Source organism: Mesorhizobium sp. Mes31 (assembly GCF_024519675.1).
Lineage (GTDB): Bacteria > Pseudomonadota > Alphaproteobacteria > Rhizobiales > Rhizobiaceae > Mesorhizobium.
In genome coordinates this window covers 53,277-71,631 of record NZ_JALJRL010000015.1, presented here as the reverse complement: position 1 = coordinate 71,631, position 18,355 = coordinate 53,277, and the positions used below count along the sequence as shown (strand labels likewise).

Here is an 18,355-nt window from a genome sequence, read left to right as displayed (position 1 = left end):
CCCTCGCATCGCAAAAGCAGGAAGCGTGTCGCTGATTGGCCAGCCCGCGCCGTTGATCGTGATTGCCTTGACGCTTGAAACCGCACGAGAATGGTGTTTGGCTGACGAAACAAGGCGGGCAGAGAAACCGTAACTTCGCTTCGCCAAAGAATCGCAATGGGAGAATATCTATGTCGCGTATGAATTCCTTCGTCGCCGGCCTCGGGCTGGCGGCTTTGTTGTCCACGAGCGCTGCCTTCGCCGGCGATCCGGCAAGCTGCAAGGCGGTGCGCCTCTCCGATGTCGGCTGGACCGATATCCAGGCGACGACCGGCGTCGCTTCCGTTCTGCTCACCGCGCTCGGCTACGAGCCTCAGGTGATCCAGCTGTCGGTACCGGTGACCATGGCGTCGCTGAAGAACAAGGATCTCGATGTCTTCCTCGGCAACTGGATGCCGTCGATGACCAACGACATCAAGGACTACACCGCCGACGGTTCGGTCGAGACGATCAGCACCAACCTGACCGGCGCCGGCTATGGTATCGTCGTGCCGACCTATGTGGCGGATGCCGGCGTCAAGACGCTGACCGACCTTGGCAAGTTCAAGGACAAGTTCAACGGCAAGATCTACGGCATCGAGGCCGGCAATGACGGCAACCGCATCATCCTCGACATGATCAAGAACCCGAAGGACAATCTCGAAGGCTTCGAACTGGTCGAATCCTCGGAGGCCGGCATGCTGACGCAGGCCGAGCAGTCGATGAAGAACAATGAGTGGATCGCCTTCCTCGGCTGGACGCCGCATCCGGTGATGGGCGCCATGAAGATCACCTATCTCGACGGCATGGGTGACAGCGGCTTCGGCGCCGCCACCGTGTTCACCAATGTGCGCAAGGGCTACACCACCGAGTGCCCGAATGCCGGCAAGTTCATCGCCAACCTGAAGTTCAACCTCGACATGGAAGGTGAGATGATGGACGCGATCCTGAAGGGCGGCGACGCCAACACGGTGGCGACCGACTGGCTGAAGAAGCATCCGGACGCGGTTGCTCCGTGGATCGCCGGCGTGACCACCTTCGATGGCGGCGATGCCGCGGCGGCGGTCAAGACCGCGCTTGGAAGCTGAGCCGACTGTGATTTCGGCATGACCGAGATTAAGGGCAGCCATTTTAGAAAAGGCTGCCCTTTTTCATATCCTGTGACAAGATGACGTTGCGACAGTAGAGGCCGAGGGCGGGGCGGTCTCCGGCATGAGAGGGGCGATATGGATCCGATTTCGAAATTCATGGTCGATCACAAGATTCCGATCGGCGCCTGGGGAAAGGCGTTCTTCGGCTTCCTCACCGACAATTTCGATACTGTGTTCAGGGCCTTTTCGAATGGCCTCAATTTCCTGCTCGACGGGCTGGTCGACATCCTGCTGATGGTACCGCCGGTGCTGCTGGCGCTGATCATCGCGGCCATCGCCTGGCTGCTGCAGCGCTCGCGGCCACTCGCCATCGGCGTCTTCCTCGGGCTCATCTTCATCATAAACCAGAACCTCTGGAAGCAGACGGTGCAGACGCTGGTGCTGGTCGTCGCGGCGGCGGCCATGGCAATGGCCATCGGCGTGCCGCTCGGCATCTGGGCGGCGCACAAGCCGAAGGTCTACCGCGTCATGCTGCCGGTACTCGACCTGATGCAGACGCTGCCGACCTTCGTTTACCTGATCCCGGTGCTGACCCTGTTCGGTCTCGGCAACGCGCCAGGCCTCATCGTCACCATCATCTTCGTCATCCCGACCGCGGTCAGGCTCACCCATCTCGGCGTCGTCTCGGTGCCGAAGTCGATCATCGAAGCGGGCGAGGCGTTCGGCGCCACCAAGAGCCAGCTGTTGTGGAAGGTGGAACTGCCCTCGGCGCTGCCGACCATCATGGCCGGCCTCACCCAGTCGATCATGCTGTCGCTGTCGATGGTGGTGTTCGCGGCGCTCATCGGCGCCGGCGGTCTCGGTACCGAGATCAACCGGGCGCTCGGTTCGCGCCGCATCGACCTCGGGCTCGAGGCTGGCCTGGCCATCGTCGTGCTCGCCATCGTGCTCGACCGAATGACCCGCATCGGTGTTGGAGGCAAGAAATGACCGTCGCCGTCGATTTCAGAAACGTCGATATCGTCTTCGGCGCCGACCAGGCCGGCTCGCTGGCGATGATCGACGCCGGCGCGACGCGCGCCGAGATTCTCGAGAAGACCGGCAACGTGCTGGGCTGCGCCGGTGCCAGCCTGACCGTCAACGAGGGCGAGATTTCGGTGCTGATGGGCCTGTCCGGTTCCGGCAAGTCGACGCTGCTGCGGGCCGTCAACCGGCTGAACGTGGTGTCGCGCGGCCAGGTGCTGGTCAAGGACGGCGACAAGATCGTCGATGTCGTCACGTGCGACCAGGCCACCTTGCGGCGCTTGCGCCAGAAGCAGGTGGCGATGGTGTTCCAGCAGTTCGGCCTGTTGCCTTGGCGCACGGTGGAGGAGAATGTCGGCCTCGGCCTCGAACTTGCCGGCGTGCCGGAGGCCGAACGCAAGGAACGCGTGCACCGTCAGCTCAAGCTGGTCAATCTCGACCAGTGGTCGAAGAAATACGCGCATGAGCTTTCGGGCGGCATGCAGCAGCGTGTCGGCCTGGCCCGCGCCTTCGCCACCGAGGCACCGATCCTGTTGATGGACGAGCCATTCTCGGCGCTCGATCCGCTGATCCGCACCAAGCTGCAGGATGAATTGCTGCAGCTGCAGGCCGAACTGAAGAAGACCATCATCTTCGTCAGCCATGATCTCGAGGAGGCGCTGAAGATCGGCAGCCACATCACCATCATGGAGGGTGGCCGCATCGTGCAGACCGGCGCTCCGGAAGACATCGTGCTGCGGCCCGCCAACGACTACGTCCGCGACTTCATCGCCAATGTGAACCCGCTGTCGGTACTGACCGCCTGGAACGTCATGCGCGACCGGCGCGACCTCGAACAGGGCAAGGACGGCTGGGTGTGGCTCGACCGGCGCAAGACGACGCGCTTCAAGATCGACGATCACGGGCTGGTGGCGGCGGCCGAACGCGACGGCAAGCCGGCGGTCTGGGTGTCATGCGCCGACGTCGAGGCCCAGCCGGAGGAAATGGCACAGGTGTTCTGGGCCAATCCCGGCACCTCGCTGAAAACGGTGATGCTGGCCATGCATCGCTCGCAGACCGCACCGGTGGCGCTGTTCGACGACCAGTCGCGCTTCGTCGGCGCCATCGGCATCCGCGACGTGCTGTCGGCGGTGCTGCGGCGGTAGTTTCTCCGAAACCCGAGGGCGACGAGGCGAAGCGATCGAGCGCGCCTCGTTTTATGCCGCCAATGGCAGGCGCAGTTGCGTCAGCAAGCCGCCGCCCGGGTTGTTGGACAGGCTGATCTCGCCGCCAGCGGCGCGCGCGATGTTGCGGGCAATGGTCAGGCCGAGCCCGAGCCCGCCGGTCTGGCGGTTGCGGGATTGTTCGAGGCGCACGAAAGAGCCGAACACGGCGTCGATCTGGGCCTGCGGTATGCCGGGCCCTTCGTCGCGGATGGTGAGCAGGATCATGTTGTCCGACCGGCGCAGGCTGAGATGCGCCTTCTTGCCATAGGTCACGGCATTCTGGATCAGATTGGTGACGCAGCGCCTGAGCGCGACCGGCCGCGCCATGCAGATGAGGCCGCGTGAGCGGGTATCGTCGTCGAACGAGACGTCGTCATAGCTGTCGGCGATCGATTCCACGAGCGACCAGAAGTCGATGCGCTCGCTCTTTTCCTCGGTCACCTCGAAGGTGGCGAAGTCGATCACCGAGCTGGCGATGCTCTCGACATCGGCGAGATCGTGCGCCAGCGCCTCGCGGACCGCCGATTTGCGCAGCAGCTCCAGGCGCAGGCGCATCCGCGTCATCGGCGTGCGCAGGTCATGCGCCAACGCCGCCGCGAGATGTTCGCGGTCCTCGACATATTCACGCAACCGGGCCTGCATGGCGTTGATCGCCTTGGCGGCGGCACGGACCTCGCGGCTGCCCGACTCGGTGATCGGTGGGCTCTTCAGATCCTTGCCGATCCTGTTCACGGCGGTTTCCATCATCCGGTAGGGTGCCGTCAGCCGGCGCAGCGACCAGATCGACATGATCACCACAAGCCCGGCGATCAGCGAATAGAGCGGCAGGCTGTCGAAGCTCAGGATCGGGCCGACAGGCGTGATCGGCTCGGTGAAGTTCAGCCATTGGCCGTCGGCGAAACGCAGCGAGGCCGTCAGTTTGTCGCTCTGGGCGAAGTCGGCGGCCAGCACCAGAAGGTCGCGCTCCACCTGGCCGATATCGGGTCCTGGCGCCGTGCCGCTGGCGTCGTCTGCCTCACGTGTCGCCGGATCGCGCCGCACGCGCGCGTCGGTGATGCCGAACTTGGACAGCCGGCCAACGAGGATGTCTTCGAGTTCGGCCAGTTCGTCGTCGCCGGCGATCGACGAGGTGACTGCGGGCGTGTCGGAGACGGTGAGCGCGTAGGTGGAATTGAACAGGCCGGTCGCCGTCGCCTTGCGTTCCTCCGGCGTGGCGTCATGCATCAGTTGCACCAGCGAGAAAGCACGATCGTTGAGGCGATAAAGGTCGACAATGTCATTGGCGGCGGCGCGGTCGCGCGACACGATATAAAGGGTTGCGACCTGGCTGATCAGCAGGCCGGCAATGACGATCAGCAGCACCCAGACGGGGAGGGTCTGCGGCAGGAAACGTCTCATTCGGAGGTCGTCTCGGGCAGGAACTGGTAGCCGCCGCTGCGCACGGTCAGGATGAGCTTGGGCGTTTTGGGATCGTCTTCCATCTTGCGCCGCAGCCGGCTGACCAGGATGTCGATGCTGCGGTCGAAGGAATAGTCGCTGTCGCCGCCGGAGAGCTCGATGAGCTGGTCGCGGGTCAGCACGCGTCCTGCGCTCTTGACGAAGGTCTGCAGCAGGTTGAACTCTGCCATGGTCAGTTCGACCCTGACATCGTCGGGCGCGGTCAGCCGGCGCCGCGAGCAGTCCATCGTCCAGCCGGCGAAGCGGTAGACCTGCTTGGTGGTGGCACGCTTCGGCTCGGCGGCGCCGTTGCGCCGCAGCACGGCGCGGATGCGGGCCAGCAGCTCGCGTGGGTCGAAGGGTTTGGGCACATAGTCGTCGGCGCCCATTTCCAGGCCGACCACGCGGTCGGTCGTCTCGGTGACGGCGGTCAGCATGATGATCGGTGTCGAATACTGGGCGCGCAGGTCGCGGCACAGTTCCAGCCCGCTCTTGCCGGGCAACATCACGTCGAGCACGATGAGATCCACATGCGAGCGGCGCAGGATGGTCTCCATCTCGGCGCCGTCGGCGGCAACCGATGTGTGCAGGCCGCGCTTCTGGAAGAACTCCTGCAGCAGGTCGCGGATGCCCTTGTCGTCGTCGACGATCAATATGTGTGCGTCGGATTTCACGGGTGCCCCGTTTCTGTTGCCGGCCAAGCTATCCTTGGTTGGTGAGCCACACGATAGAATTCGGGCCATATGTTGGCCAGTGCCTTGCATTTCGAGGTGCAGCGAATTCCGCGTCTCCACACCGAAGCATCGGCGCCTTCGCCGGTCATGCAGAAACAATCCGGAAACAAAATTCTACAATCCGGAAAAACTCCTGAAAAGGTAGGACGGCATAACGGTGCCGTAGCGGTCAGGTCATTGGCTGCGACGCCAGTCTGCGGGTTCACGGATAAACCGATGCCAAGGTTGTCGATCAGTTTGTTGGGTGCGTTGCTGGGCGTTGGCCTGGTCACCGCCGCTGCCGGACAATCGGATGCAAAGGTGACGTCCACCACCCGGGCCGAACGTTGCGCCAATCTCAGCCGCCAATTCGACGAAGCCCTCGAAACCCACGCCACGGCAACGCAGGTCACCGCGGCAAAGGCACTTCAAAGAAAGGGAAACCGGTACTGCGCCGCCAAGAAACAGGCACAGGGCATCCGGATGCTCGCAAACGCTTTGAAGCTGCTTGGAGTGACGCCGAACGACCCGGTTCAGTGACACTCGAAACTCGACCCGCATAAAAAGGAAACGAAGCCATGAAAAAGTCCCTCCTGTCCGCCCTCGGCCTCGCCGTTGCTCTCGCCTTCTCGATGCCGGTTCTCGGCAACGCGGCCGCCACCACGACCGCTGCCCCGGCTGCTACCACCACGACCACCGCTCCTGCTACCACCGCTCCGGCCACCGCCGCTCCGATGAAGGTTGCCCCGAAGAAGGTCGCCAAGAAGGTCTGCAAGGTGACCAAGAAGCACAAGTGCCCGGTCAAGAAAGCCCCCGCGAAGGCCGCCCCGAAGGCTGCTCCGAAGAAGCCCTGATCGGTCCAAAGCCTGCTTTCTAACAAGGCCGTTCCAGCTGCAAGCCAGCTGGGGCGGCCTTCTGCCAAGCGCATGGTCGAAAGGCGCTGCGCCGGCGACGAAAGCGGACCGGCAAGACCGGCCTGGCCGAAGCCTGAAAACCGGCGGCTTCCAGTCAGGCGTCTCGATGAAGCTTAACCCGTTCGCAACGCCGGTCGTGTAGGACAGTCCGCATGAAGAAGCGGCTTTCGTCCATTCTGCGTTCGATGGTGCTCGGTGGCCTGGTCGCCAGCGGCGTGGCCAGGGTGCTGGTCCTGTTCACTGCCAGCCCGGTGCCGGATCCGGCGAGCGGGCGCACCGAGCCTTCGCTGTTCGCACCGGCAATCTCCAGCAACTGGGACTACATCACGCCGGTACAGGCGTGGCTGCTGATCATACTCACCGGCGTGACGCTGAGCTGCGTCGTCGCGTGGCCGATCGCTGCGTGGATGGAACGCCGGGCGGATGCGGGCGGAAACCGCCGCATCTTTGGCCGGCAGGGCCGTTGAACCGCTACCAACAATTCCCACATGATCGTCAATGACAGCGCTCACCCGCTGCCGGTCCGCGTGCCAATCAAAATGGACCATCGCTTTCGCCCGTGGCAAAATGCGGGGCGAAACTGTCGATGGCGAGACTGTCGGTTCCGATGCCTGAAATCACCACAAAGCCGCGCGTCCAGGTCAAGCCGCAGACCGAACGGCCGAAGCTCTACAAGGTCATCCTCATCAATGACGATTTCACTCCGCGCGAGTTCGTGGTGACGGTGCTGAAGGGCGAGTTCAAGCTTAGCGAGGACCAGGCACACAGGATCATGATCACCGCGCATCGGCGTGGCGTCTGCGTCGTCGCGGTGTTCACCAAGGATGTCGCCGAGACCAAGGCGACACGGGCCACCGATGCCGGCAAGGCCAAGGGTTACCCGCTGCTGTTCACGACTGAACCGGAAGAGTGAGGAGTGGTCGCCCGTAGGGCGATCAATCGCCAACGACTTGTCGATTGAAACGACGAACGCCTGGAGCCATAGCGGAGGGCAGCGGCTGCAGGGCGGTTTTCCCTTCTCCCACAGGGGGAAGGAAAAGGTGCCACTACCGTCCCTCGCGATACCACATCGAACCCATTGCCAGAAGCAGCAGGCCGAGGCCGAGGAACCCGCCGAACAGCGGCACGCGCGAGACGGCCTTGAGCACGCTGTCGTCGGTGGTGCGCAGGCCGATCCAGTCGCTGCCGGACGCAGCGCCCGCCGAACGCACCGGCACGATGGAGGGCAGCGTCACGTCGCTGCCAAGGGCCGCGGATGGCGTCAGCCGGCGCACGCTGCCGCCGGTCGCTTCCGCCGGCGCCTTCAGCCGGTTCTCGGTGGAGATGACGTCAGCGAATTCCGGTGCATTGACCGGTCCGACATGGGCGAGTGCGGTGAGGTCGCCATTGGCGACCTGGTAGAGGCCGATTTCACTGGTCTCGACACTGCCGAGGAAGACGCCGGGTTCGGATTTCTGGAGCTTGACGGTCATCGTCTTGCCGGACGGAGTGATGATCTGCGCGGCGCCAGGATCATCGGCCATGGTCTGGCGCCGGATTTCCAGAACCATGCCACGACCGTCGGCGGTCAGCCGCTCCTCCTCGAGTTCGGGCTCCTTCATCAGCCAGTGCGCAATGCGCCGATAGAGCTGCACATGCGGACCGCCGCCCTCGAAGCCGCGCGCCCACAGCCAGCCCTGATCGGACAGAAGCATGCCGACGCGGCCTTCTCCCTTGTGGTCGAGCAGCAGCAGGGGCCGGTTGTCGGCACCCTTCATCACCACTTCGCCTTCCGGGTTCTGCACGCCGATGGTGCGGAACCAGCGGCTCCAGTGCGGCGGCTCGGTGGCGGAACCGTCCAGCCCGCGCGTCACCGGGTGACGCTGGCCGAGATCGGTGAGGCGCGGATAGAAGGCCTTGTCGACCACCTCGCCGGTCGGCATCGCCGGCAAGGCCGACATCAGCGGCGTACGCGCGATCGAGCTTTCGCCGGCATATTCGGGGCCGGCCGCGATCAGCAGCGCGCCGCCCTTTTCGACATATTCGGAGATGTAGTCGTAGTAGAGGATCGGCAGCACGTCACGGTGCTGATAGCGATCGAAGATGATGAGGTCGAAATCCTTGATCTTCTCGACGAACAGCTCGCGGGTCGGGAAAGCGATCAGGGACAATTCGTTGATCGGCGTGCCGTCCTGCTTTTCCGGCGGCCGCAGAATGGTGAAATGGACGAGATCGACCGAGGCGTCGGATTTCAGCAGGTTGCGCCAGGTGCGCTCACCCGCATGCGGCTCGCCGGAGACGAGCAGCACACGCAGGTTCTCGCGGATGCCGTCGATCAGCGCGATGGCGCGGTTGTTGGTGTCGGTCAGCTCGCCCGGCTCGCGATCGATGGCGAGTTCGACGATGTTGCGGCCGGCGCCCGGAATGGTCACCTGCAGCGGCATGGCCTGGCCGACGGTGGCATGTTCGACCGCGACCTGCTCGCCATTGACCGAGACGCGCACGTCGACCGGACCGGTCTCGTTTTCCGTCGAAATGACCCGGTATGTCATGTCGAGCGGCTTGCCGACGATGCCGAAGCGGGGCGCGTTCTCGAAGCGGATGCGGCGATCCTTTTCGTGGTCGTTGCCGGTGATCAGGGCATGCAGCGGGGCGTTGAAATCGGGTGCGCCTGCAGGCACGTCATGCACCTCGCCGTCGGTGATCATGATGGCGCCGCCGATGCGCGACGGCGGCACGTCGCGGAAGGCACCCTCGAGCGCGCCGAAGAGCCGCGTTTCGGTGCGCTCCTCGGCGGCTTCGGACTTGCCTGCCTCGACAACGCGCACGTCGAACTGCTTGAAGCGGCCAAGACGCTGCTGGAGCCCGGCCAGCGCCTCGTCGGTCTGCTTGGTGCGGTCGCCGATATCTTGGCTCTGGCTGCGGTCGACGATCAGGGCGACGACGCTTTTCAGCGGCTCGCGCTCCTCATTGAGGAACACCGGGTTGAACAGGGCGGCGGCCAGCGCCAGCAGGGCGACGAAGCGGAAGATCGCGCCGCGCTGGCGAAACCATAGGCCGACGAGCGCGAGCGCCAGCAGCGGCACCAGCACCAGGGCCAGCCAAGGCCAGGAGATCAGCGGTTCGAAGGAGATCGACCAGTTCATGCGTTACCCCGGTCGATCCGGGTGGGGTGTGCAAGAAAGAACGTCATTCTACTGCCCCAGCCGTTCGAGCAGTATGGGCACGTGCACCTGGTCGGATTTGTAGTTTCCGGTCAGCATGTACATCATGATGTTGACGCCGGCGCGCAGCGCGTAGATGCGCTGCATCGGGTCCGCGGGCACTGTCGGCAGCAGCGGATCGCCATTCTCGTCGACCGCCCAGGCGCCGGCGAAATCATTGGCGGTGATCATGATCGGCGAAACGCCGTCGCCGGTGCGCACCGGCCGGTTCTCGGCGTTGCTGGCGTCGAGCGACGCCTCGACCCAGAGCGGACTGCCGGCGAAGCGGCCAGGAAATTCGGGCAGGATGAAGAAGGATTTGGTCAGCACGTGGTCGGACGGCACCGGTTCCAGCGGCGGCACGTTGAGGTTGCCGAGGATGTCGCGCAGCCGCTCCGTCGCCGGGCTGGCCGAATCGGCGCCGATGCCGTTGGCGAACTGGTCGCGCGTGTCGAACAGCACCGTCCCGCCCTGCTGCATATAGGCGTCGATGCGGGCGATCGCAGCCTGGCTCGGCATTGGTGCGGCCGGATCGATCGGCCAGTAGATCAGGGGATAGAACGACAGCTCGTCCTTCGAGATGTCGACACCCGCGGGTGCGCCCGGTTCCAATGCGGTCTTCTCGATCAGGAAGCGGGTCAGGCCCTCCATGCCGGCGCGGCTGATCGAGTCGTCGCCCGGCACGCCGGTCAGCACATAGGCAATGCGGGTTTTCGAAATCGCTTCGATTGCGGCCTGGTCGCCCGGTTTGGCGTCGTCGGCGCGGGCAAGGTCGGCATGGCCGAACAGCGCGCCGAGCGCAATCAGGATCGCGGCGGTGGTTGCCACGGCACCGGCACGGCGCGGCCGGCGCGAAAACAGTCCGCCCATCCACAACACCACCAGCGTATCGAGCAGCATCAGCGCCAGGGCGGCCACGACCAGCGCGCCCTTCAGGTTGCGCGATTCATCAAACGCATACTGGATCGATGTGACGGGAACATTGATCTGCGGACGCGCCAGCGGCGCGAAGGTGCTTGTGGCCTCGAGCAGGTTGTGGGCGAAGACGCCGGTCTCGGAGCCGTAGAGGCCAGGCGGGTTCTCGAAAGTCACAGGCAACGAGCCGGCGGCCGGCACCAGCGGCCGCGCATCCGGCGTCGGCGGCACCAGCGAGCCGTCGGCCGATATCATGCGATAGGGTGCCAGCGAGGTGGCGGCGGCTTCGGCACTGGCGACCGCCGCGCCCTGGTTGCGCGACAGCTGCACGAGGCGGCGCAGCATCTCGACGAAGCTGCCCGAAATCGGCAGGTTCGACCATGTCGCCTCGGGCGTGACGTGGAACAGCACGAGCGTGCCCTTGCCTTTCTTCAGACCGGTGACCAGCGGCGTGCCATCGGCGAGAGCCGCCCAGGTGCGCTCGACGATATCGGGCGTCGGCTCGGCCAGCACCTGTCTGGTGACGGTGACCTCGGCGGGTGGGGCAAGATCGGCGAACGGGCCGGCCTTGGGAAATTCGGTGACCGGCTGCGGCGACGTCCATGACAGCGCGCCGCCGAGCGAACGCTCGCCGGTGCGCAGCCGGACCGGCAGCAGGTCATCGTCATTGCCGGCGGCGGCCAGCCGCGAGCCGGCGAAACGCACCAGCGTGCCGCCATTGTCGACCCAGTCGACCAGCCTTTGCCGGACCTGTGCGGGAATGGTGCCGATGTCGGCCATGACAATCATCGCCGGCTTCTGGCCGAGGATCTGCGGGATGGCGTCGGCGAGGTCGGCGCTGGAGGGCTCGACGAGATCGGCGAAGGGCTGGAGTGCGCGCCTGATGTAATAGAGCGGCGACAGAAGCGGTTGTGCCTGGTCGGCCTCGGCCTGCGACAACAGCCCGACGCGACGGCGCTTGGAGCTTTCGTCGAGGACACGCACGGCGCCAGCCTGGCGCTCGCCATCGAGCGCGATCGAAGCGAAGTCGTTGCGCAGCTCGAACGGCACCGCCATGGTGCCGGTGGCGGTGGATTCGCCCGGCGCAAAGGTCAGCGTCGCATCGGCGATGCGGCGGCCCTTGTCGTCGAAGGCGCCGGCGGTGACCTGCGCCGGGGCGGGGTCGCCCGGTGCGCGGATGGCGGTCAGCGCAAAGCCGTCGACCTGGTTCTCGGCGGCGGTCAGGCCGGCCAGCGAAAGCCGGTCGGCAGTCGCCCAGACGACGCGCGCGGCATTTCTCGACAAAAGCGTGTTGAAGGCGGCCTCGTCGCCCTTTGCCGCCAGGCCATCGGCGAGCACGGCGACGCTGGCGCCAGGCAAGGTGTCCAGCACGCCGGCGACGCGGGCATAGACGGCGGGCCGATCGGTCGGGATCGGTCGCGGCTTGGCGGCGCGCAGCCGGTCAAGAGCCGTGGCGGCATCGAAGGGGCCGATCTCCGAATTGGGCTTTTCGGCGGTGAAGGCGATGATGACCGGCACGCCGTTCGAGCCGGCGTCGGCTATCAGCCGCTCCGCGGTGGCGACGCGCTTGCCCCAATCGGCGGCACTTGCCCAATCATTGTCGATGACCAGTGCCAGGGCCGCACCCTCGGCGGGCAGCTTTTCGCGCGGATTGAACACCGGTTCGGCGAGTGCCGCGACGACCAGGGCCGCCATCAAGAGCCTGAGCAGCGTCAGCCACCACGGGCTTTGCTGCGGCGTCTCCTCGCGCTTCAGCACGCGGGCCAGGATCTTCAGCGGCGGGAAGATTTCGGTCTGTGGCTTCGGCGGTGTCAGCCGCAACAGCCACCAGATCACCGGCAGCGCCAGCAGGCCCCACAGCACCATGGGAGCGCCAAAGGAGAGCGGCAGCCAGCTCATGCGCCGACCTTTCCGGCATGACCGTCAAAGGCGGTCAGCCCGGCATGACCACCACCGGCGGCCTGCCCGGCATGACCGCCACCAGAGGCCAGCCCGGCATGACCACCGGCGGTCTGCCCGGCATGATCGCCACCAGCGATCAGCCCGGCATAGCCGCCATCGGCGGTCATGGCCATGTGCAGGCGGACTAGCGCGTCGGAGGCGAGCCGATCCGTATGGTTGACGGTAAAGCTCCAGCCGAGGCGCTTGCACCAGGCGGCCAGTTCCTGGCGCCGGGCGGTGTACAGCAGGCGGTACTCATCGCCGAGCATTTCGGCGCGACCGGCGGTCAGCTTGTCGCCGGTCTCGGGATCGGTGAACTCGGTGCGGCCGGCATAGGGAAAGGTTTCCTCGGCCGGGTCGGCGACCTCGATCAGGTGGGCGCGCACCCCGTGGCGGGCGAGCACATCGAGCCAGGCCATCGTTTCCTCGACCGGGTCGAGGAAATCGCTGGCGATGACGATGTCGCAGAAGCGGCGGATGCCGGACAGATCGGGTTTTGCCGGCAACTCGCCGGCGTGCATGAGCTGGGCGGCGATGCGCTCGGCACCGTTGCGGGCGGTGAACGGATCGGTGAGACCCGGCCAGGCGATGCGCTCGCCGCTGCGCGACAACAGCTCGGCCATGGCCAGAGCCAGCACCAGCGCGCGCGACTGCTTGGAAACGCTGGCGCCGGTCGACTTGTAGAGCATGGACGGCGAGGGGTCGGCCCACAGCCAGACCGTATGGGCGGCTTCCCATTCGCGATCGCGCACATAGGTATGATCGTCGCGGGCCGAGCGGCGCCAGTCGATGCGCGAGGCATCGCCTTCGACATAGGGCCGGAACTGCCAGAAATTCTCGCCGATGCCACGCTTGCGGCGGCCGTGCCAGCCGGCGATCACGGTGTTGACGATGCGGCGCGCCTCGACCAGCAGGTCAGGCACAAGCGAAGCCCGCAACCGGCCACGGGCGAGCGCATCGCGCGTCGCTGCCGGAGCCTGGACCTCGCCGATGCGCGCCATCAGATGCCTTTTGCCAGTTTCGCCACCACGTCACGCACCGAAGTGCCTTCGGCGCGGGCGGCGAAGGTCAGCGCCATGCGATGCTGCAGCACCGGCTCGGCCAGCGCACGGACGTCGTCGATGGAGGGCGCCAGCCGCCCCTCATAAAGCGCGCGCGCCCTTGTGCACAGCATCAGCGCCTGGCTGGCGCGCGGGCCGGGGCCCCAGGCGACATGCTTGTCGGTCTCGGCGTTGCCCTGGCCGGGACGCGCCGAGCGCACCAGCGTCAGGATCGCCTCGACGACGCTTTCGGGCACCGGCATGCGGCGGATCAGCGTCTGGATTTCCTTCAGCCGCACCGGTTGCAGCACGTTCTGCGCCTTCGCATCCTCGATGCCGGTGGTTTCCAAAAGGATGCGGCGCTCGGCCTCGATTTCGGGATAGAGGATGTCGACCTGCATCAGGAAACGGTCGAGCTGCGCCTCGGGCAGCGGATAGGTGCCTTCCTGCTCCAGTGGATTCTGCGTTGCCAGCACGTGGAAGGGCGCCGGCAGGTCGTAGCGGGCGCCGGCAATGGTGACGTGGTATTCCTGCATGGCCTGCAGCAGCGCCGACTGGGTGCGCGGCGAAGCGCGGTTGATTTCGTCGGCCATCAGAAGCTGGGCGAAGATCGGCCCGGAGATGAAGCGGAAGGAGCGCTTGCCGAATTCGTCCTGCTCCATCACTTCGGAGCCAAGGATATCGGACGGCATCAGGTCGGGCGTGAACTGGATGCGGCGCGAATCGAGGCCGAGCACGATGCCCAGAGTCTCGACCAGCTTGGTCTTGGCGAGGCCCGGCACGCCGACCAGAAGCGCGTGGCCGCCGGCCAAAAGCGCCACCAGCGTGCGCTCGACGACGTTCTCCTGGCCGAAGATGACCCGGCCGACCCCATCGCGGACCTTGGAGATATCGGCCAGCGCCTTCTCGGCCTCGGCGATCATGTCCTTTTCGCTGATCGGGCTTTCCTTGACCATCACGCTCATGCCGCATCGATCCTTGTGGTTGGAAATACCGGCCCGCACCATAGCACAGGTTGCCGCGATTCGGCCTCGCGTGGCGCCTATGCCGAAACTTAAATCACAGACCTAGGCTGACAAGCGGAACAACAGTGACTATTTCGTGACCATGAGGGAACACTCCGAACATCGCGAACAAAGCCTTACGAGCGCCACCGAGGCGCGGGGTCTCGAGGCGCTGATTTCGCGCGCCGCCCGCGCCGGCAAGGGCGCCGCGCCGGTGGAACGCTGGAATCCGGACTTCTGCGGCGATCTCGACATGGAGATCAAGGCCGATGGCACCTGGTTCTACCTGGGCACGCCGATCGGCCGCATGCCGCTGGTGCAGCTTTTCTCCTCCGTGCTGCGCAAGGACGAGGACGGCAGGACCTATCTGGTCACGCCTGTGGAAAAGGTCGGCATCCGCGTTGCCGATGCGCCGTTCATAGCCGTCGAGATGGATGTTTCGGGCAGCGGTGACGCGCAAGCCATCACCTTCCGCACCAATGTCGGCGATGTCGTGGAAGCCGGGCCGGAGCGGCCGCTGCGCTTCGTCGACGAGAGCGAAACCGGCGGGTTGAAGCCCTATGTTCTGGTGCGCGGCCGGTTGGAGGCACTGGTGGCGCGGCCGGTGATGTACGAGTTGGTCGGACATGGCGAGGAAATCGAGATCGGCGGCAAGGCCATGTTTGCCGTGCGCTCGAAGGGCGCGGTGTTTCCGATCATGCCGGCGGACCAACTGAAGCGGCTGAGTACGTGATGGACCAGACGACGCCGAGACCGTTTTCGTCAGCCGATTTTCGCGCGCGCTTTGCTGCGCAGCCGGATGCGTATGCCGGCGACGACTATGGCGATCATCGCTTCAATCCCGGCCATCCGCGCCTCGGCCAGGCCAAGGCGCTGCGCAATGCCGCGGTGCTGATCCCCGTGGTCGATCACGACGGCGACGCGACGGTTCTTTTGACCAAACGGGCCGAAAAGCTGCGCAGCCATTCGGGGCAGGTGGCCTTTCCCGGCGGCACCATCGATGCCGCCGATGCCAGCCCGGAAGCGGCGGCGCTGCGCGAGACTTTCGAGGAGATCGGCCTTGGCCCGGATCGTATCGAGATCATCGGCCGGATGCCCGATTACGTCGCCGGCAGCGGCTATCGCATCGCGCCGGTGCTGGGCATCGTGAGGCCCAGTTTCCAGCTGACGCTCAACGCCGACGAGGTCGACGCCGCCTTCGAAGTGCCGCTGCGCTTCCTGATGGACCCGGCCAATCACAAGCGCGACAGCCGCATGTGGAACGATCTCGAATGGTTCTTCTACGATATGCCTTATGGCGACCGGCGCATCTGGGGTGTCACCGCCGGCATCATCCGTACGCTCTACGAAAGGCTCTATGCGTGAGTGTCTCTATCGCGGGCAGGGCCGACTGGCTCGGCAATACGCATCTGCAGCGACTGCTGTCCGTTCTGGCGGAAGTCGGTGAAGAAGCACGTGTCGCCGGCGGCGCCGTGCGCAACGCGCTGATGGGCCAGCCGGTCGCCGACATCGACATCGCCACCACTTGCCTGCCGCAGGAAACCATCCGCCGTGCCGAGGCGGCAGGCTTCAAGGCGGTGCCGACCGGCATCGAGCACGGCACGGTCACGGTGATCGCCGGCGGCAAGCCTTATGAGACCACCACCTTGCGCGCCGACATCGAGACCGACGGCCGCCGCGCCAAGGTGTCGTTCGGGCGTGACTGGAAACTTGACGCCGAGCGGCGCGATTTCACCATCAACGCGCTCTATGCGCAGGCCGACGGCACGGTTGTCGACCTGATCGGTGGCGTCGCCGACATCGAGGCGCGCCGGCTGCGCTTCATCGGCGATCCGGAAGCGCGCATCCGCGAGGATTATCTGCGCATCCTGCGGTTCTTCCGCTTCTTCGCCTGGTACGGCGACGGCCGGCCCGACGCCGAAGGGCTGAAAGCCTGCGCCCGGCTGAAGGATGGGCTGGTCCAGCTTTCGGCCGAGCGCATCTGGTCCGAGCTGAAGAAGCTCCTGTCGGCGCCTGATCCGTCGCGGGCGCTGCTGTGGATGCGCCAGGCCGGCGTGCTGACCAGCGCGCTGCCCGAGAGCGAGAAATGGGGCATCGATGCCATCCATGGGCTGACCAAGGCCGAGAAGGATCTGGGCTGGGCGGCGGATCCGCTGCTCAGGCTGGAGGCGATCGTGCCCCCGGATGCGGCGCGCATGAAGACGCTCGCCGACAGGCTGAGACTGTCGACGGCGGAGGCTGAGCGCCTGCGCCACTGGGCGCTGGCCACTATCGTCGAGCCGAAGACGACCGAGGGTGAACTGGCGAAAAGGCTCTATCGCGGCGACCGGCAGGGCTTCGTCGATCGCCTGCGGTTATCGCTGGCCGCGGCCCGGGTGCGTGCCGTCGAGGACAATGATGCCCTGCTCGAAGCCGGCGGCTTTTCGCGCCTGCTGGCCTTTGCGCTCAAATGGGAAAAACCGCTGTTTCCGCTGAAAGGTGCCGATTTGACCGCGCTCGGCGCCGTTCCTGGGCCGAAGCTCGGCGAAATCCTCAAGAACCTCGAGGCGGAATGGATAGAAGCCGGATTTGCCCCCGATCGCGGCGCGTTGCTCGAACGTGCCGCGAAGGCGCTTGAAACTTAGAGCGGTTCGCCGTTTCACCGAAACGGCAAACCGCTCTAACTCTTTGTTTTGACGCAATTCCCCAAGGAAAGCGCTACGCGCTTTTCTCGGAAAAACCGTTCCACATTTTTCCTGGAATTGCTCCAGAGCCTGGCCGGACGGCCGTGCCTGCGGTCTGACGTCGCCGATCAGAACCACCATGACCGAGGCGGCGATTTGACCGGGCGAAGCATCGCTCGTCTACCTGATCGCTACGGGAGCCAGGGCCCGCGAAAGGCTTGCCTCGCCCTTGCCATAGACGGCGGCGTTGTAGTTGACCAGCGTGTCGGTACGGGCCGTATTGAGCAGATCGTTGGTGATCTGCGTCGCAGTAGCCTTGGTGAATTTGCTGCCGATGATCGCAGCGTATCCCGAAATGATCGGCGCGGCGAAGGAGGTGCCATAAAGGCCTGTCTTGTCTCCGGTAACACCGACCACAAGGAAGTGGCTTTGCACAAGCGTGTTCGAGCCGGCATAGTTGGAGTACCAGGCAAGCTGGGCCTTGTTGGATGTCGTGCCATTCGTGGATAATGCGCCGACGAAGATCGCCGAGGCTTTGCCAACCAAAGCGAGGTCGAGATAGTCCTGCTGACCGCCCGCGACACCGCCCACGGCAACCGCATCGTTGCCCGCTGCCTTCGAAACAACGGCCGTTCCCTTGGTGGCATAGGAGATGATGGAGGCTTCCTCGGGGCTCCATCCGATCTGGTTCGGGCGGTAGCCCGCTTTGGCGTACATGCCATAGCTCAGGTTGAGCACGTTCAGGCCAGGCGCCAGGCTGACGGCCGAGCTTGTTGAGAAGTCCTTCGACCTGATGGTCGCCAAGGGCGCGATCATGCCGGCTTCCTCGCGCGTCCATTCACCGTGGCGCTGGTTTTGAACCCCGACACCGAAATTGCCGGAGAAGCGCGACGTACTGGAGAAATCATCGACGATGGTAATCGTGACGCCCTTGCCCTTGTATCCCGCAGCCCAAGCGGCGCCAACGTCGGGGCTCATCCACCCCTGCACCACTTGTGTGCCCGCAGCAGGGATCGTTGCGCTCACGCATGTGGACAGGCCGCCGCCGTGGCACAGCGCGGCCATCTCGTCCGCATTGACCGCCTCCTGTGCCGACGCCATTGGCGCCGACAGGATGGTGAGAGCCGTAGCGATACCGAATTTCAAGCAACTACCTGACATGCTCTTACTCCGTTCAAACAAGAATCAAGACGGGCGATCGCGAATTTC

Annotated in this window: 17 protein-coding genes; 10 read left to right on the top strand and 7 right to left on the bottom strand. The window is 65.1% G+C overall.

Features of this window, described 5'->3' with window-relative positions; genetic code table 11:
• Positions 1 to 170 precede the first annotated feature (170 nt).
• The 3 genes from NR193_RS23525 (at position 171) to choV (ending at position 3,277) form a co-directional block, all read left to right on the top strand.
• A complete protein-coding gene (locus NR193_RS23525) occupies positions 171 to 1,106 on the top strand; it encodes a choline ABC transporter substrate-binding protein (protein WP_256753142.1) in 936 nt (311 codons plus the stop codon).
• Between the two features lie 138 nt (positions 1,107 to 1,244).
• Entirely contained in the window at positions 1,245 to 2,099 is an 855-nt protein-coding gene (choW, locus tag NR193_RS23520; RefSeq protein WP_256753141.1) for a choline ABC transporter permease subunit, read from the top strand.
• Positions 2,096 to 3,277 (top strand): choline ABC transporter ATP-binding protein, encoded by a 1,182-nt coding sequence (gene choV, locus NR193_RS23515; protein WP_256753140.1) that lies wholly within the window; start codon positions 2,096 to 2,098, stop codon positions 3,275 to 3,277. The genes choW and choV overlap by 4 nt, the downstream gene beginning before the upstream one ends.
• 51 nt (positions 3,278 to 3,328) lie before the next feature.
• On the opposite strand, the gene NR193_RS23510 is transcribed toward choV, so the two are convergent.
• Positions 3,329 to 4,735 (bottom strand): ATP-binding protein, encoded by a 1,407-nt coding sequence (locus NR193_RS23510; protein ID WP_256753139.1) that lies wholly within the window; start codon positions 4,733 to 4,735, stop codon positions 3,329 to 3,331.
• The gene (locus NR193_RS23505) at positions 4,732 to 5,448 is read right to left on the bottom strand and encodes a response regulator transcription factor (RefSeq protein WP_256753138.1); all 717 of its coding nucleotides are present in this window, start codon (positions 5,446 to 5,448) and stop codon (positions 4,732 to 4,734) included. Before NR193_RS23505 ends, NR193_RS23510 begins: the two co-directional genes overlap by 4 nt.
• A 276-nt stretch (positions 5,449 to 5,724) precedes the next feature.
• Between NR193_RS23505 and NR193_RS23500 the strand changes: the two genes are divergently transcribed.
• The 4 genes from NR193_RS23500 to clpS all read left to right on the top strand — a co-directional run bounded on the left by NR193_RS23500 (position 5,725) and on the right by clpS (position 7,314).
• Entirely contained in the window at positions 5,725 to 6,027 is a 303-nt protein-coding gene (locus NR193_RS23500; protein ID WP_256753212.1) for a hypothetical protein, read from the top strand.
• A gap of 38 nt (positions 6,028 to 6,065) precedes the next feature.
• A complete protein-coding gene (locus tag NR193_RS23495) occupies positions 6,066 to 6,341 on the top strand; it encodes a hypothetical protein (RefSeq protein WP_256753137.1) in 276 nt (91 codons plus the stop codon).
• Positions 6,342 to 6,553: 212 nt separating this feature from the next.
• Complete coding sequence (locus NR193_RS23490) at positions 6,554 to 6,868, top strand: hypothetical protein (protein ID WP_256753136.1); 315 nt, start codon at positions 6,554 to 6,556, stop codon at positions 6,866 to 6,868.
• Positions 6,869 to 7,008: 140 nt separating this feature from the next.
• Positions 7,009 to 7,314, top strand: a complete 306-nt coding sequence (clpS, locus tag NR193_RS23485; protein WP_091579443.1) for an ATP-dependent Clp protease adapter ClpS — start codon at positions 7,009 to 7,011, stop codon at positions 7,312 to 7,314.
• Between the two features lie 133 nt (positions 7,315 to 7,447).
• Here the strand turns inward: clpS and NR193_RS23480 are convergent, their stop codons facing one another.
• Genes NR193_RS23480 through NR193_RS23465 form a run of 4 tightly spaced genes read right to left on the bottom strand, consistent with a single transcriptional unit; the run spans position 7,448 to position 14,444 of the window.
• The gene (locus tag NR193_RS23480; RefSeq protein WP_256753135.1) at positions 7,448 to 9,526 is read right to left on the bottom strand and encodes a hypothetical protein; all 2,079 of its coding nucleotides are present in this window, start codon (positions 9,524 to 9,526) and stop codon (positions 7,448 to 7,450) included.
• Between the two features lie 48 nt (positions 9,527 to 9,574).
• Positions 9,575 to 12,397, bottom strand: coding sequence for a DUF4159 domain-containing protein (locus tag NR193_RS23475; RefSeq protein ID WP_256753134.1), 2,823 nt, complete (start codon positions 12,395 to 12,397; stop codon positions 9,575 to 9,577).
• Positions 12,394 to 13,440 (bottom strand): DUF58 domain-containing protein, encoded by a 1,047-nt coding sequence (locus NR193_RS23470; protein ID WP_256753133.1) that lies wholly within the window; start codon positions 13,438 to 13,440, stop codon positions 12,394 to 12,396. The genes NR193_RS23475 and NR193_RS23470 overlap by 4 nt, the downstream gene beginning before the upstream one ends.
• Positions 13,440 to 14,444: a MoxR family ATPase gene (locus tag NR193_RS23465; RefSeq protein WP_256753132.1), complete on the bottom strand. Its 1,005-nt coding sequence runs from the start codon at positions 14,442 to 14,444 to the stop codon at positions 13,440 to 13,442. Before NR193_RS23465 ends, NR193_RS23470 begins: the two co-directional genes overlap by 1 nt.
• Before the next feature lie 142 nt (positions 14,445 to 14,586).
• Here NR193_RS23465 and NR193_RS23460 point away from each other — a divergent pair, with 142 nt between their 5' ends.
• From NR193_RS23460 to NR193_RS23450, 3 genes are read left to right on the top strand one after another with little or no spacing between them, the layout of a single operon-like run.
• Positions 14,587 to 15,216: a DUF1285 domain-containing protein gene (locus NR193_RS23460; protein WP_256753211.1), complete on the top strand. Its 630-nt coding sequence runs from the start codon at positions 14,587 to 14,589 to the stop codon at positions 15,214 to 15,216.
• On the top strand, positions 15,216 to 15,848 hold the full coding sequence (locus tag NR193_RS23455; RefSeq protein WP_256753131.1) for a CoA pyrophosphatase: 633 nt from the start codon (positions 15,216 to 15,218) through the stop codon (positions 15,846 to 15,848). Before NR193_RS23460 ends, NR193_RS23455 begins: the two co-directional genes overlap by 1 nt.
• The gene (locus tag NR193_RS23450; RefSeq protein ID WP_256753130.1) at positions 15,845 to 17,107 is read left to right on the top strand and encodes a CCA tRNA nucleotidyltransferase; all 1,263 of its coding nucleotides are present in this window, start codon (positions 15,845 to 15,847) and stop codon (positions 17,105 to 17,107) included. The genes NR193_RS23455 and NR193_RS23450 overlap by 4 nt, the downstream gene beginning before the upstream one ends.
• A 219-nt stretch (positions 17,108 to 17,326) precedes the next feature.
• Here NR193_RS23450 and NR193_RS23445 read toward each other — a convergent pair whose 3' ends face one another.
• Positions 17,327 to 18,211 carry a S8 family serine peptidase gene (locus NR193_RS23445; RefSeq protein WP_256753129.1) on the bottom strand — a complete coding sequence of 295 codons (885 nt, stop codon included), beginning with the start codon at positions 18,209 to 18,211 and terminating at the stop codon, positions 17,327 to 17,329.
• Between the last annotated feature and the right edge of the window lie 144 nt (positions 18,212 to 18,355).